Source organism: Sporichthya polymorpha DSM 43042 (assembly GCF_000384115.1).
Taxonomy (GTDB): domain Bacteria; phylum Actinomycetota; class Actinomycetes; order Sporichthyales; family Sporichthyaceae; genus Sporichthya; species Sporichthya polymorpha.
Genome location: NZ_KB913029.1, coordinates 1,541,309 through 1,555,895, shown reverse-complemented (window position 1 = coordinate 1,555,895; position 14,587 = coordinate 1,541,309). Strand labels below are relative to the sequence as shown.

The window sequence follows — 14,587 nt, the reverse complement described above, 5'->3', positions numbered from 1 at the left end:
CGGGAGCCCCGCGGGTCAGAACGCCCGCCGCACCCCCGGCGCAAGCCGGCCGACGGCGGTGATCAGCGCCGACGCGACGAGGGTGACCGCGAGCAGGGCGGCGCCGAGGCCGAGCAGGCCCGGCAGGTCGGTCGGGAACGGGTACCGCTCGCGCAGCTGCGTGAGCACTGCCGGGTGGACGAGGTAGACCCCGAAGCTGAGGGCGGACAGCCGCGCGACCGTGCGCGACCCGGTCAGCCGCGGCAGGCGGCGGGGGAGCGCGCGCAGCAGTACCGTCGCGCCGAACGCCGTCACGATCACCGACGGCGAGAGCGGGAGCAGCGCGTACTCGACGTACTCCGGGCCCATCGAGACCGACAGGGCCCAGCCGCCGACGGTCGTGAGCACGACGCCGCTGACCAGCGCGAGCGCGCCGAGTCGCACGAGCCGGCGGGTCAGCGTCAGCTGCGAGACGAGCAGCCCGCCGACGAAGTACCCGAGGTAGGGCAGGAAGCGGGTCGCGGCGTTGCCGGACCCGCTCTCGAACAGGATCACCGCGGCCTGGTCGATCGCGCCGATCCCGAGCAGGACGACGACGAACGCGACCAGCATCCGCTGCGAGGCGTGCAGCACAATCAGCCGCACGAACGGGGTCAGCGCATACAGGCCGGCGAGGACGAACAGGAAGTACAGGTGGTAGTAGACGCCGCCGCCGATCACCTCCCGCGCGACGCCCTCGCCGCCGAGGTCGTCCCCGGCGGTGAACTCGCGCAGCGCCAGGTAGAACGCCACCCAGACGGCGAGCGGGATGCCGATCCGGTGCAGGCGGCGCCGGTAGAACTCCGCCGGCGGCAGCCCGGCCCGCGGCGCGAGCAGCAGGGCACCGCTGATCGCGAGGAACAACGGGACGCAGAACCGCGAGAACGCGCTGATCGCCATCGCGGCCCACCACGCGGGGGAGCTGCGGTCCTCGACGTCGAAGCGGATCGCCGGGGCGAAGACGTGCGCGACCACGACGGCGACCATCCCGGCGACGCGGGCGAAGTCCATCCACTCGGTGCCAGTGCGCCGCGGACCTGCCGAGGTGTCGGTGCGTCCCGCTCCCGAGGCAGACGCCGCCCGCGGGGCCGTCACGGTCCCGGACATGCCGGGCGGGCTACCCCTGATCCGCGGGACCGAAAAGCCGATGTGACCGGGGGCACAGGACGCCGCGGGAAGACCGGGTCCGTTCCTACTGTTCGGTAACAAACGATCCATCGGCGGGCAAGGAGGCTGCGGTGACGGCAACGGACGGGCGCGAGCGCACCTACACCTGGGTGGACCCGAAGGTCTACGTCGAGGCCGCGCAGGGCCGCTCCGGGCTGGAGCTCTTTCAGTACCTGCTCGAGACGAACACCCCGCCGCCGCCGATCTCCCAGACCCTCGGCTTCCGCCTCGTCGAGGTCGACAAGGGCCTCGCGGTGTTCGCGATCTCCCCGGCCGAGCACCTCTACAACCCGATCGGCTCGGTCCACGGCGGCGTCTACGCGACGCTCCTGGACTCCGCCGCCGGCTGCGCCGTCCACACCACCCTCGAGGCCGGGGTCAACTACACCTCGCTGGATCTTGCGGTGAAGTTTCTGCGCCCGATGACCCCCGACGGCGGCGAGGTCCGCGCGATCGGCACCGTCGTCCACTCCGGCCGCCGCACCGCCCTCGCCGAGGCGAAGATGGTCGATGAGAAGGGCCGCCTCCTCGCCACCGCGACCAGCAGCTGCCTGATCCTGAACCCCTGACCCGCCGGGGGCCGTGTGCGATCTACACCGAGTGCGCAGTTGAGCCCCGGTTGAGACCGGCCGAGCGGTGCTGATCTGCGCACTCGGCGCAGGTGGGCACCCCTCAGGCCACCGGGTCGCCGGTCTCCGGCTCGGTGGTGCGGGCGGAGCGGGAGCGGCGCTCGCGGAGCAGGTGGACGACGATCGGGAGCACCGAGAGGGCGACGACGCCGAGCAGGATCGCCTCGACGTGCTCGCGGACGAAGTCGACCCCGCCGAGCTCGTGGCCGAGGACCGTGACGCCGACGGCCCAGAGCAGGGCACCGACCATCGAGTAGATCGTGAAGGCGCGGGCGTCCATCTTCACCGAGCCGGCCATGAACGTGATCAGGGTCCGGACGATCGGGACGAACCGGGCGAGGATGATCGCCCGGCCGCCGTGCTTGTCGAAGAACGCCGCGGTCTTCTCGACGTACTCCTGTTTGAAGATCCGCGAGTTCGGGCGGGCGAACACGGCCGGGCCGGTGCGCCGGCCGATCCAGTAGCCGACGAGGTTGCCGGCGGTCGCGGCGATCCACAGACACACGCACGCGAGCCACAGCGGCTGGCTGAGGGTGTCGTCGGCGAGCAGGAGACCCGCGATGAACAGCAGGCTGTCGCCGGGGAAGATCAGGCCGAGCAGGATGCCGCACTCGGCGAAGATGATCAGCAGCAGCCCGGCGAAGCCGAAGTTGTCGATGAGCTGCTCAGGTTCGAGCCACGACGGGCCGAGCGCGACATTCACCCCGCGAGGTTATCCGCCCGCGCGCGCCGTCGCGCCAAGATCCACCGGACGGCGCCAGCGATCACCAGAATCGCGCCGCAGGTGAGCCCGATCGCGATCGCCGTGTTCCGCAGCCACGAGATCTCGTACGAGTAATAGCCGAGCTGGATCAGTCCCGCGCCCCACGTCACGGCGCCGACGACGTTCGCGGCCACGAAGCGCCGGTAGGGCATGCGGGCGACGCCGGCGACCACCGGCGTCGCGGTCCGCAACCACGGGAACCAGCGCGCGACGATCACCGCGATCGCGCCCCAGCGTTCGTAGAACGCCTCGGCCTTGGCGATGTGCTCCGCCATCCTCGGCTTGGTCTCGAGCCAGGGCCGGCCCCACCGCCGACCGGTCCAGTAGCCGACGGCGTCGCCGGCCACCGCGGCCACGCAGACACCGATCGTCAGCGGCCACAGCGCGACGTCCGAGTGCGGCGACGCGGCGACCAGGCCGGCGCCGAACAGCAGCGCGTCCCCGGGGAGGAAGAACCCGAGCAGGATCCCGGACTCGATGAAGACGAACGACAGGACGACGAGGTAGACCAGCCCCGTGCTCAGTCCCTGCAGGTCGAGGGAGAGTTCGACCCCCGCCGCCGAGATCACGCGGTCACCCTACGTCGGGCGCGCGGCCGCCGGCCGTGCTCAGACCTTCGTGAAGCGCAGGGAGTTGAACCAGGCGTCCCGGGTCTGCTTCATCTCCGCGCTGGCCTTCACCTTCGCCCGGTAGATCAGACCGAAGAGGAACTTGCCGTCGACGAGGATGTAGCGCGCGGTCACCCGCGCCTCGCGGTCGGACTTGAGCGCCCCGACGATCGTCCCCTCGATGGCCGGCTCGCCGCGGTAGGTGAACGTCCGCGACGCCGTGATCCGACCGCCGGTCTGGCGGGCGGCGCTGGTCAGCGCGTCCCGCAGGTTCGGCTTGCCGTGGTTGGCGTAGGAGGTGCGGCTGCTGGAGAAGTCCGCGTTCTCGGTCCGGAGCGTGTAGACGTCGTAGGTCAGCTTCAGCCCGGTCTTCGCGCGCTCCTTGGTGTTCCGCGCCCGCTCCGGGAACACGATCGAGTAGCCCTTGCCCTTCGCGGTGAACGCGCTCGGGGTCGGGCTGGCCTCGGGCGTCACCGTCGGCAGCGCCTCGGGCGCCTCGCCCTCGCCGCAGCCGGTCAGGAGCAGAGCGCCCGCGAGCAGGGCGGGTACGAAGCGGGTGGGCCGCATCAGGAGAACTCCACGGAGTTGACGAAGGTGAGGAACGCCGAGGTCGGCCCGGCACTGCCGCCCCGGTCGAGGAAGAGCAAGCCGTACATCACGCGGTCCACGACCACGTAGCGGGCGAAGATCGTGACTTCCTTGCCCTTGTCCTTGACGCCGACGATCGTGCCCTCGATCGCGGGCTTCTTCTTGTACGTGAAGGTCCGCGAGGTCGCGATCTTGCCGCCGGCCTGCTTGGCGGAGGTCTCCAGCGCCTCCTTGAGCGTCGGCAGCGTCCCGACCTTCGGGTAGTGGCCGCGGGTCACGGTGTAGACCTCGGTCGCGGCCTCGTAGCGGAAGATGTCGAAGGTGATCGACGTGGACCCGGCCTTGCCGGTCTGCGTGAACCGCTCCGGCTCCCCCGGCAGGCGGAACGTGATGCCGTTGCCCTGAACCTCGACCCCGCCGGGGGCAGGGGTGGCCGACGGGGCGGCGGTCGCCTCGCCGTCGGTCGAGGAGGACGCCGGCGTCGGGGTCGGCGTCGGCTCGGGGGTCTCCCCGATCGGCCGCGACTTTCCCGGCGTCTGGTCGGCGGCCGACGACGGGATCGGGTCGTCGTCACCGCCGCAGCCGGCGAGCAGCCCGGCGGTCAGGACGACGGTCAGCGCGGGGCCGAGGGCGAGCCGCAGCGCGTGCGAGGGTGCGGTTCGGGCCGAATCCGAGGTGATCACGGCACCAGTGTCCCGCGCCAGGGGCGTCGAACGGGCGGAGCGGGGCCCTAGTCTCGCTCCGTGTCGGAGGACGGGAGCGCTGCCGAGGACGCGCTGGACCTCGCTCCGGACGTCGGTGTCGGCCCGCACCCCGAGCCCTGGCCACAGGACCCGCGACTGGATCCGGAGCTGCTGGCGAACGGCGACCGGCGCAACGTCGTCGACCGGTACCGCTACTGGCGCCGCGAGGCCGTCGTCGCCGACCTGGACACCCGGCGGCACACGTTCCACGTCGCGATCGAGAACTGGCAGCACGACTTCAACATCGGCTCGGTCGTGCGGACCGCGAACGCGTTCCTGGCGGCGGAGGTCCACATCGTCGGGCACCGGCGGTGGAACCGCCGCGGCGCGATGGTCACCGACCGCTACCAGCACGTCCGGCACCACCCGGACGTCGAGGCCCTGGGCGCCTGGGCCGCCGCGGCCGGCCTGCCGCTGATCGGCGTGGACAACCTGCCGGGCGCGGTCCCGCTGGAGACGTACCCGCTCCCGCGGGCGTGTGTGCTGCTGTTCGGCCAGGAGGGCCCGGGCCTGTCCGCGGCCGCGCACGCCCGCTGCGAGGCGGTCCTCTCGATCGCCCAGTTCGGGTCGACGCGGTCGATCAACGCGGGCGCGGCGTCGGCGATCGCCATGCACGCGTGGGTGCGCCGGCACGTGTTCGGGCAGGAACCGGGGCAGGACGTCCCAGCGGAGGTGGACGGATGACGCGGGTCGTGGTCGTCGGCGGCGACGCCGCCGGCATGAGCGCGGCCTCGGCCGCCAAGCGGGCCCGCGAGGACCTCGAGGTGATCGCCTTCGAGCGGGGCGAGCACACCTCCTACTCCGCCTGCGGCATCCCGTACTGGGTCGCGGGCGACGTCGCGCACTGGTCCGACCTCGTCGCCCGCAGCCCGGAGGAGCACCGCCGCCGCGGCATCGACGTCCGCCTGCGGACCGAGGTGGTCGGCATCGACCCGGCCGCGGGCACGGTCACGGTGCGCGAGGCCGGTGGATCCGAGACGACGGTCGGCTGGGACCACCTGGTCCTCGCGACCGGGGCAGAGCCGGCCAAGCTGACGGTTCCGGGCCACGACGCGGCGGGCGTGCTGTCGGTCCAGCGGATCCCGGACGGGCAGGCGATCCTCGACGCCGTCGCCTCCGGGGCGGAGCGGGCCGTGGTCGTCGGCGCGGGCTACATCGGCATCGAGATGGCGGAGGCGCTGCTGCGCCAGGGCCTTGAGGTCACCGTGCTCGACCGCGGCGAGCAGCCCATGGGCACGCTCGACGCGGACCTCGGCGTCCACGTCCGCGCGGCGATGGAGGGCGAGGGCATCGCGCTGCGCACCGGCGTCGAGGTCGAGGCGTTCGAGACGTCCCCCACCGGCCCCGGGCGAAGCCGGGTCACCGGGGTCGTGACCGGCGACGGGACGTTCGCCGCGGACCTCGTCGTGTGCGGCCTGGGGGCCAAGCCCGCCGTCGGGCTGGCGAAGGACGCCGGTCTGCCGATCGGCGACGCGGGCGGACTCCGCACCGACGACCGGCAGCGGGTCGGCGGCGACCACCCCGCCGCCGGGCGCATCTGGGCGGGCGGGGACTGCGTCGAGGTCCATGACCGGATCGCCGACAGGTACGTCACGGTCGCGCTCGGTACCCACGCGAACCGGCACGGCCGGGTGATCGGTGCCAACCTCGCCGGGCGGGAGGCGCGCTTCCCGGGCGTCATCGGCACCGCGGTCACCAAGGTGTGCGCGCTGGAGATCGGGCGCACCGGCCTGGGGGAGAAGGCCGCCGCCGCCGCCGGGTTCGACGCCGTCGCCGCGACGGTGGAGTCCACGACCCGGGCCGGCTACATGCCCGACGCCGGGCCGATCCGGGTGAAGCTGATCGCCGAGCGCGGCACCGGCCGGATCCTCGGCGGGCAGATCGTCGGCCGCAACGAGGGCGCCGCGAAGCGCATCGACGTGATCGCCACCGCGGTCTGGTGCGGGCTGAGCGCGGACGAGCTCTCCGACGTCGACCTCTCCTACGCCCCGCCGTTCTCGCCGCTGTGGGACCCCGTCACCCTCGCTGCCCGTGAGGTCGCCGCACGGCTGGGGTAGATAGCCTGCCCCTACCGCCGAGAAGCACCGGGAGAGACATGAGCAGCCAGCGTGAGGCCATGCAGGAGAAGGTCGTCAACGGCAAGGGCTTCATCGCCGCCCTGGACCAGAGCGGTGGAAGCACGCCGAAGGCGCTGCGCGACTACGGCATCGAGGAGTCGCGGTATTCGAACGACGCCGAGATGTTCGACCTCATGCACGCGATGCGCACGCGCATCATTCAGTCCCCCGCGTTCACCGGCGAGAAGGTGCTGGGCGCGATCCTGTTCGAGATGACGATGGACCGGCAGATCGACGGCCGGGACACCGCCGAGTACCTCTGGAACTCCCGCGGCGTGGTGCCCTTCCTCAAGGTCGACAAGGGCCTCGAGGAGACCGCCAACGGCGTCCAGCTGATGAAGCCGATGCCGGGTCTCGACGACCTGCTCGCCCGCGCCGTCGCCAAGGGCGTCTACGGCACGAAGATGCGCTCGGTCATCCACGAGGCGAACCCCGACGGCATCGCGGCGATCGTCGAGCAGCAGTTCGAGATCGGCGCCCAGATCGCCGCCGCCGGCCTCGTGCCGATCCTCGAGCCCGAGGTCTCGATCAAGAGCCCGACCAAGCAGGAGGCCGAGGTCCTGCTCCGCGAACACATCCAGAAGCAGGCCGAGCAGCTCTCCGCCGACACCCCGATCATGCTCAAGCTGACGATCCCGACGGAGGCGAACTACTACGCCCCGCTCGTCGCGGAGCCGCACGTCCAGCGCGTCGTCGCCCTCTCCGGCGGCTACTCGCGCGACGAGGCCTGCGCGCTGCTCAAGCAGAACCCGGGCGTCATCGCGAGCTTCTCCCGCGCGCTGGTCGAGGGCGTCTCCGACAGCCAGACCGACGAGGAGTTCAACGCCACCCTCGCCACCGCGATCGACGCGATCTACGAGGCTTCGGTCGATTAGCTCGAACAGCGCAGTGTGCGCAGCGTCGCACTGATCACCCCCTACCGTCGAGCCTGAGGGGCGGTTCGGGGGGCAGGTTTCGGTGATGAAGCGTCAGTTCAGTGCGCCGCTGGTCGTTCTGATGATGGCTGCCGGCGTGGCCGCGCTTCCGGGCGCGCCCGCCTCGGCCCGCGAGTTGCCGCGGGAGTGCACCTCCAGCGGGCTCGACGTTCTCTGCGTGTTCGCCAAGCCGACCGAGAAGCCGGTGCGCTTCGTCGTGCCGGAGGGCGTCAGCTCCATCGACGCCTACGTGCAGGGCGCAGCGGGCGGCGACGGGCCGCCGGACACGAGCTTCGGCGGACGGGGCGGCACCGCGCACGCGGTGCTGCTCGTCGAGCCGGGCGAGGTCTGGGATCTGCGGGTCGGCGGTCGTGGCGGCAACGCCACGGCAATCGGGGGTCGGCCCGCGCACGGCGGAATCAACGGTGGCGGCGCCGCCGGTACCACGGGGGCCGGTGGCGGCGGGGGCCGCACCGAGATTCACGTGCGCGAGGGCAGCGTCAGTCCCGACCCGCTTTCCACCGACCCGCTGATCGCGGCCGGCGGCGGTGGCGGGGGCGGCGCGGCACCCGACCGGCGCAGCAACGGGGGCCACGGCGGTGGCTCGATCGGTGCGGCCGGGCTCGGTGGCAGCTCCGCCGGAGCGGGGGCCGGCGCGACCGAGACCGCGGGCGGCGCGGGGGCCGCCGACGCGAAGGCGGGAGCCCGGGGCATCGGCGGCACGGGTGCGGGCGCCGGCGGCGGCGCCGGCTACTTCGGTGGTGGCGGTGCGGCCCGCGCGCTCACGTCCGGCCTGACGACCCGGGCCGGCGGCGCCGGGGGCGGCAGCGGCTTCGGCCTGCCCGGCACGACCTTCGGCATCGCGCCCGCCCAGGCGGACGGGATCATCCACCTGCGCTTCACCCAGCTCCTGCTGGGCGTCGACATCACGCGCGTCTGCGCGCCCGACGGCCCGGTGCCGGACGGCTGGGTGCTCCAGGAGGGCACCGACGGGGACGACGTCCTCGCCGGCTCCAACGCGAACGACCTGATCCGGGGACGGCTCGGTGACGACCGCATCTCCGGCGGGGGCGGCCACGACATCCTCTGCGGCGACGCGGGCGCGGACGTCCTGCGCGGCGGCGGCGGCAACGACCTGCTGATCGGCGGCCGCGGGCGCGACCGGCTCGACGGCGGCGCCGGCGAGGACCGGGGGATCGACGTCGACTCGACCACGTGGCGTGGCGGCATCGAGACGCGCAGCTGACCGTCTGCGGTTTGGCCGGAGCAAACCGTCAGTCCTGACCGTCGTGCCCGGGCTTGGTCAACTTCTGGACCGGTGGAACGCAGTTCTACAATCCGACGTTGAAGCCCCGTTCAGGAAATCGTGAATCAAGCTCACAGCACTGGTGACGCGATCGCGCGGGCTGGAACGATGCACGGTGCAGCGAGTGTGACACCAGGGACACCTCGGGCAGACGCGCGGAGGACTCCGGATGGACGGCGACACGGCGGGGACGAGCCTTGCCACCAGCTCGGCCAGTGGCGCGGGCAAGCTCGCGCGTCTTCCGTGCGGGCCGAAGGCCAAGTACGTCGTCATCCTGTTCTGGGTGATCTTCGCGGCCTGCATGGGGCCGCTCGCCGGCAAGCTCGGCGACGTCCAGGAGAACGACGCGGTCAACTGGCTGCCGGGCAGCGCGGAGTCCACGCAGGTCTACAAGGCCATGGAGGGCTTCAACAACCCGAACGAGGCCATGGCGGTCGTCGTCTACGAACGCCGCGAGGGCCTCACCGACGCCGACCGCGAGCGCGCGCGCAACGACGTCGCGTCCTTCGCCGAGCTCGAGGGCGTCGAGGCCGAGGTCACGGGCCCGTTCGAGTCGCCCGACGGTCAGGCGCTGCAGATGCTCGTGCCGTTCGACATGGGCGACACCGGCAACGGGTGGGAGAAGCTCCCCGACTTCGTCGACGAGATCAAGTCCTTCGACCAGCCCGGTGACGGTCTGCTCGTCTACGTCACCGGCCCCGCGGGCTTCAACGGTGACTTCGCCGCCGCGTTCGAAGGCACGGAAGGCGCGGTGCTGCTCGCGGCGCTGTGCGTCGTCATTCTCATCCTGCTGATCACGTACCGGAGCCCGATCCTGTGGCTGCTCCCGGTGCTGTCCGCGCTGGCCGCGCTCTCGGTCGCGCTCGGCATCATCTACCTGCTTGCCGACGGTGGTGCGATCACCGTGACGGCGCAGGCGCAGATCATCGCGGCCATCCTGGTCTTCGGCGCGGGGACCGACTACGCCCTGCTGCTCGTCGCCCGCTACCGCGAGGAACTGCGGCGCCACTCCGACCGGCACGAGGCGATGGCGTTCGCGCTGCACCGCGCGGGCCCGGCGGTTTTCGCCAGCGGCGTCACGGTCATCCTCGGCATGCTCTGCCTGGCCTTCGCGGACATGAACTCCACGTCGAGCATGGGCCCCGTGCTGGCGATCAGCATCGGCGTCGGCCTCTGCGTGATGATGACGCTGCTCCCGGCACTGCTCGTCCTCGGCGGCCGGTGGATGTTCTGGCCGACCCACCCGAACTTCGGCACCGAGGACCCGTCCGAGCGCGGCATCTGGGCGAAGGTCGCGAACGTCGTCGCGTCCAGGCCCCGCCCGATCTGGATCGGCACCTCGCTCGCGCTGGGCGCGCTCGCGCTCGGCGTCACGCAGCTGTCGGCCAGCGGCCTGGCGTTCGAGGACAGCTTCACCAACACCCAGGACTCGGTGGTCGGCGCCCGCGCGCTGCAGGCGCACTTCCCGGCCGGCAGCGGTGACCCCGTCATCGTCATGGGCAACGGGGGCAAGAGCCAGGAGATGGCCGACGTCCTCGGGGGCGTGCCGGGCATCGTCGAGGGCTCGGTCGTCCAGGCCCCGGTCCAGAACGGCCTCGCCTACATCGAGGCGACGCTCGAGGACCCGCCGGACAGCAAGGCCGCGAAGCGCACCATCGAACGCGTCCGCGACGCGGTCCACGAGGTCGACGAGGGCAACGCCCACGTCGGCGGCAGCACCGCGGTCTCGCTCGACACCCAGGACGCGTCGAGCCGCGACAACAAGGTGGTCATCCCGATCACCCTCGTCGTGGTCTTCCTGATCCTGATCGGGTTGCTGCGCTCGCTCGTCGCGCCGCTCCTGCTGCTGGCGACGGTCGTCCTGTCGTTCGCGGCGGCGTTCGGCCTGAGCTCACTCGTCTTCACCGGGCCGCTGAACTACGCGGGCGCCGACGCGGGTCTGCCGCTGATGGCGTTCGTGTTCCTCGTCGCGCTCGGCATCGACTACAACATCTTCCTGATGACGCGCGTCCAGGAGGAAGCGCGGCAGCACGGCACCCGTCGGGGCGCGATCATCGGCCTCACCGCCACCGGCGGCGTCATCACCTCGGCGGGCCTGGTCCTCGCCGGCACCTTCGCGGTGATGTGCGCGATCCCGATGGTGTTCATGGTCGAGATCGGGTTCGTGGTCGCGGTCGGCGTCATCATCGACACCTTCATCGTGCGCTCGGTCCTGGTCACCGCGCTCGCCCTCGACTTCGACCGGCACATCTGGTGGCCGAACAAGATGGGCAAGGCCGACTACGTCCCGACCGCCCGGCGCTCCCCGGAGGACGACCCCGACGGCGTCCTCGCCGAGGTCCCAATGCCCGCGCTGGTCGGCGTCGCCGCGGCGGCCGCCGCCCCGGCCACGCTGACCGAGGTCACGATCCCGGACACCCCGGTGGCGGCCCCCGTCCCCGCGGAGGCGTCAACCTCGTCGGCAGCGTCGGCCGAGGCGGTTACGCCCCCGCCGCCGGTGGTCCCGGGGATCGCGACGGCCGCGCCGGCCGTCGGGAGCGGGGCCGTGCCGTCGCCCTCGTCCGGCCGCAACGGCACAATGGGCCGCGTGACGACGCACGAGAACCTGCTCGCGGGACCCCCCGCCACGCTGCTGCCCGAACTGACCGAGGCTCGCGAACTTATGGACAGCGGGACCGACGCCACCGAGGTGGCCGCCCGCTTCCCGGACTACTCGCGGGCGTGGGCGACGCTGGCCGACGCGGCGTACACCCGCGGCTCGGTCGTCGAGTCCTACGCGTACGCGCGCACCGGCTACCACCGGGGCCTCGACGCGCTGCGCCGCAACGGCTGGCGCGGCCACGGGCCGGTGCCCTGGGAGCACGAGCCCAACCAGGGCTTCCTGCGCTCGCTGCACGCCCTGGGCCGGGCCGCGGCCGCGATCGGCGAGGAGGCGGAGGCGCAGCGCTGCTTCTCCTTCCTGGCCGAGAGCAGCCAGGCCGCCGCGGATGCCCTCGCCGCGCCTCGCAGCTAGGTCATTTTGCGTCCGGCCGACTGTGGCCAATAGGCCTCACTTGGCCGGACGCAACGGGTTCGCACTAGCCTGGGGCGCTGTTCTGCCCGGGCCCTGCACGTAAACGACATCGGAGAGGCGCGACCGCATGCCCGTCATCGTGCTCGTCGGTGCCCAGTGGGGCGACGAGGGCAAGGGCAAGGCCACCGACCTGTTGGGCGCGGCCGGCTCCGACCCCGTCGACTACGTCGTCCGCTACCAGGGCGGCAACAACGCCGGCCACACCGTCGTCATCGGTGACCAGAGCTACGCGCTGCACCTGCTGCCGTCGGGGATCCTCACGCCGGGCTGCACGCCGGTCATCGCCAACGGTGTCGTCATCGACCCGGGCGTCCTGCTGCACGAGATCGCGGGCCTGCAGGAGCGCGGCGTCGACACCTCGAAGCTGCTGATCTCCGGCAACGCGCACCTGATCACGCCGTACCACACGACGCTCGACAAGACGCGCGAGCGCTTCCTCGGCAAGAACAAGATCGGCACCACCGGCCGCGGCATCGGCCCGACCTACGCCGACAAGGTCAACCGCATCGGCGTGCGCGTGCAGGACCTGTTCGACGAGAAGATCCTGCGGCAGAAGGTCGAGGCCGCGCTCGTCGACAAGAACCACCTGCTGGTCAAGATCTACAACCGGCGGGCGATCACGGTCGACGAGGTGATCGAGGAGTTCCTGCCGTTCGCGGACGCGCTGCGCCCGTACATCGCGGACACCTCGCTGGTGCTGAACCACGCGCTCGACGAGGGCAAGCTGATCTGCCTCGAGGGCTCGCAGGGCACGCTGCTCGACGTCGACCACGGGACGTATCCGTTCGTCACGTCGTCGAACCCGACCGCGGGTGGGGCGTGCACGGGTTCGGGCATCGGCCCGACGCGGATCGACCGCGTCTGCGGGATCCTCAAGGCGTACACGACCCGCGTCGGTTCCGGGCCGTTCCCGACCGAACTGTTCGACGAGAGCGGGGAATTCCTCCGCCGCGTCGGCGGGGAGGTCGGGGTCACGACCGGTCGCGCCCGGCGCTGCGGCTGGTTCGACGCCGTCATCGCCCGGTACGCGACCCGGGTCAACGGCCTGACCGACTTCTTCCTCACCAAGCTCGACGTCCTCACCGGGCTCGAGCGGATCCCGGTCTGCGTCGCCTACGACGTGGACGGTGTCCGCCACGACGAGATGCCGATGAGCCAGACCGACTTCTTCCACGCGAAGCCGGTCTACGAGGAGTTCCCCGGCTGGACCGAGGACATCACCGGCGCCCGGTCGCTGTCCGACCTGCCGAAGAACGCCCAGGCGTACGTCGCCGCGCTCGAGGAGATGTCCGGCGCCCCGATCTCGGCGATCGGCGTCGGGCCCGGCCGTGACCAGACGATCGAGATCCGTTCGTTGGTGAAGTAGCGCGCGGGTTAGGCTCGCCGACCGTGAAGGTTCTGGTGATCGGCGGCGGTGGCCGCGAGCACGCGCTCTGTCTGGCCCTGTCGAACGACCCGTCGGTCACCGCGGTGCACTGCGCACCCGGGAACGCGGGCATCGCGGATCTCGCGACGCTCCACCCGGTGGCGGCGACCGACCCTGCCGCGGTCGCTGACCTCGCCGACTCCCTCGACGCCGACCTCGTCGTCGTCGGGCCGGAGGGTCCGCTGGTCGCCGGGGTCGCGGACGCGGTGCGCGCGCGGGGGATCGCCTGCTTCGGGCCGTCCGCCGCGGCGGCGGTGCTCGAAGGGTCGAAGGCCTTCGCCAAGGACGTCATGGCCGCGGCCGGGGTGCCGACCGCGATGGCGCGGGTCTGTGACGACCTCGACGAGGTGGCGGCCGCGCTCGACGCGTTCGGTGCGCCCTACGTCGTGAAGGACGACGGCCTCGCCGCCGGCAAGGGTGTCGTCGTCACCTCCGACCGCGAGGCGGCACTGGCGCACGCGAAGGCGTGCGCGGGGCGGGTCGTCGTCGAGGAGTACCTCGACGGCCCGGAGGTTTCCCTCTTCGCTCTGACGGATGGTCAGACCGTCGTGCCGCTGCAGCCGGCGCAGGACTTCAAGCGCGTCGGCGACGGCGACTCCGGGCCCAACACCGGCGGTATGGGCGCGTACTCGCCGCTGCCGTGGGCCCCGGCCGACCTCGTCGAGCAGGTGACGGCGCGCGTCCTGCAGCCGACCGTCGACGAGATGCGCCGTCGGGGGACGCCGTTCGCGGGACTGCTCTACGCGGGTCTCGCGCTGACCTCGCGCGGGCTGCGCGTCGTCGAGTTCAACGCGCGCTTCGGTGACCCGGAGACGCAGGTCGTCCTCGCGCTGCTGCGCAACCCGCTCGGCGCGCTGCTGCTCGCCGCCGCGACCGGCGAGCTCGACAAGGCCGAGCCGCTGAACTGGCACACCGGCTCCGCGGTGACCGTCGTCGTGGCCTCCCACAACTACCCGGGCACCCCGCGCACCGGCGACCCGCTCTCGGGTCTCGACGCGGCGAACGCGCTGGCGGGTGTGCACGTCATCCACGCCGGTACCGCCCGCAACGACGCCGGGGAGGTCGTCAGCGCCGGCGGCCGCGTCCTGTGCGTCACCGCGACCGGGTCCGACCTCGCGCAGGCCCGCTCCCGCGCCTACGCCGGCGTCGCCGCCCTCACTCTCGACGGCTCCCACCACCGCACCGACATCGCCCTCGCCGCCGAACGCGGCGAGATCACCGTCCCCGGCTGATTT

The 14,587-nt window shown here is 72.2% G+C and carries 13 protein-coding genes; 8 read left to right on the top strand and 5 right to left on the bottom strand.

Annotation, left to right across the window (positions count from 1 at the left end; genetic code table 11):
• Positions 1-15 precede the first annotated feature (15 nt).
• Positions 16-1,125: an acyltransferase gene (locus tag SPOPO_RS0107685; protein WP_169577172.1), complete on the bottom strand. Its 1,110-nt coding sequence runs from the start codon at positions 1,123-1,125 to the stop codon at positions 16-18.
• A 131-nt stretch (positions 1,126-1,256) separates the two neighbouring features.
• Between SPOPO_RS0107685 and SPOPO_RS0107680 the strand changes: the two genes are divergently transcribed.
• A complete protein-coding gene (locus SPOPO_RS0107680; protein WP_019874208.1) occupies positions 1,257-1,754 on the top strand; it encodes a PaaI family thioesterase in 498 nt (165 codons plus the stop codon).
• Positions 1,755-1,857: 103 nt separating this feature from the next.
• Here the strand turns inward: SPOPO_RS0107680 and SPOPO_RS28345 are convergent, their stop codons facing one another.
• From SPOPO_RS28345 to SPOPO_RS32525, 4 genes are read right to left on the bottom strand one after another with little or no spacing between them, the layout of a single operon-like run.
• Entirely contained in the window at positions 1,858-2,517 is a 660-nt protein-coding gene (locus SPOPO_RS28345) for a DedA family protein (protein ID WP_019874207.1), read from the bottom strand.
• Entirely contained in the window at positions 2,514-3,146 is a 633-nt protein-coding gene (locus tag SPOPO_RS0107670) for a DedA family protein (RefSeq protein ID WP_019874206.1), read from the bottom strand. The genes SPOPO_RS28345 and SPOPO_RS0107670 overlap by 4 nt, the downstream gene beginning before the upstream one ends.
• A 39-nt stretch (positions 3,147-3,185) precedes the next feature.
• Positions 3,186-3,752: a hypothetical protein gene (locus SPOPO_RS0107665; protein ID WP_019874205.1), complete on the bottom strand. Its 567-nt coding sequence runs from the start codon at positions 3,750-3,752 to the stop codon at positions 3,186-3,188.
• The gene (locus tag SPOPO_RS32525; RefSeq protein ID WP_028984591.1) at positions 3,752-4,456 is read right to left on the bottom strand and encodes a hypothetical protein; all 705 of its coding nucleotides are present in this window, start codon (positions 4,454-4,456) and stop codon (positions 3,752-3,754) included. Before SPOPO_RS32525 ends, SPOPO_RS0107665 begins: the two co-directional genes overlap by 1 nt.
• Before the next feature lie 60 nt (positions 4,457-4,516).
• Between SPOPO_RS32525 and SPOPO_RS0107655 the strand changes: the two genes are divergently transcribed.
• From SPOPO_RS0107655 to purD, 7 genes are all read left to right on the top strand, one after another.
• Positions 4,517-5,200, top strand: a complete 684-nt coding sequence (locus SPOPO_RS0107655) for a TrmH family RNA methyltransferase (RefSeq protein ID WP_019874204.1) — start codon at positions 4,517-4,519, stop codon at positions 5,198-5,200.
• A complete protein-coding gene (locus SPOPO_RS0107650) occupies positions 5,197-6,573 on the top strand; it encodes an FAD-dependent oxidoreductase (protein WP_019874203.1) in 1,377 nt (458 codons plus the stop codon). The genes SPOPO_RS0107655 and SPOPO_RS0107650 overlap by 4 nt, the downstream gene beginning before the upstream one ends.
• Positions 6,574-6,611: 38 nt before the next feature.
• A complete protein-coding gene (locus SPOPO_RS0107645; RefSeq protein ID WP_019874202.1) occupies positions 6,612-7,508 on the top strand; it encodes a fructose bisphosphate aldolase in 897 nt (298 codons plus the stop codon).
• Positions 7,509-7,593: 85 nt separating this feature from the next.
• Complete coding sequence (locus SPOPO_RS35840) at positions 7,594-8,793, top strand: calcium-binding protein (protein ID WP_051098309.1); 1,200 nt, start codon at positions 7,594-7,596, stop codon at positions 8,791-8,793.
• Between the two features lie 229 nt (positions 8,794-9,022).
• Entirely contained in the window at positions 9,023-11,866 is a 2,844-nt protein-coding gene (locus tag SPOPO_RS28330) for a DUF3151 family protein (protein ID WP_019874201.1), read from the top strand.
• A 127-nt stretch (positions 11,867-11,993) separates the two neighbouring features.
• Positions 11,994-13,292 carry an adenylosuccinate synthase gene (locus SPOPO_RS0107630; protein ID WP_019874200.1) on the top strand — a complete coding sequence of 433 codons (1,299 nt, stop codon included), beginning with the start codon at positions 11,994-11,996 and terminating at the stop codon, positions 13,290-13,292.
• Positions 13,293-13,315: 23 nt separating this feature from the next.
• Complete coding sequence (gene purD, locus SPOPO_RS0107625) at positions 13,316-14,584, top strand: phosphoribosylamine--glycine ligase (protein WP_019874199.1); 1,269 nt, start codon at positions 13,316-13,318, stop codon at positions 14,582-14,584.
• Positions 14,585-14,587 lie beyond the last annotated feature (3 nt).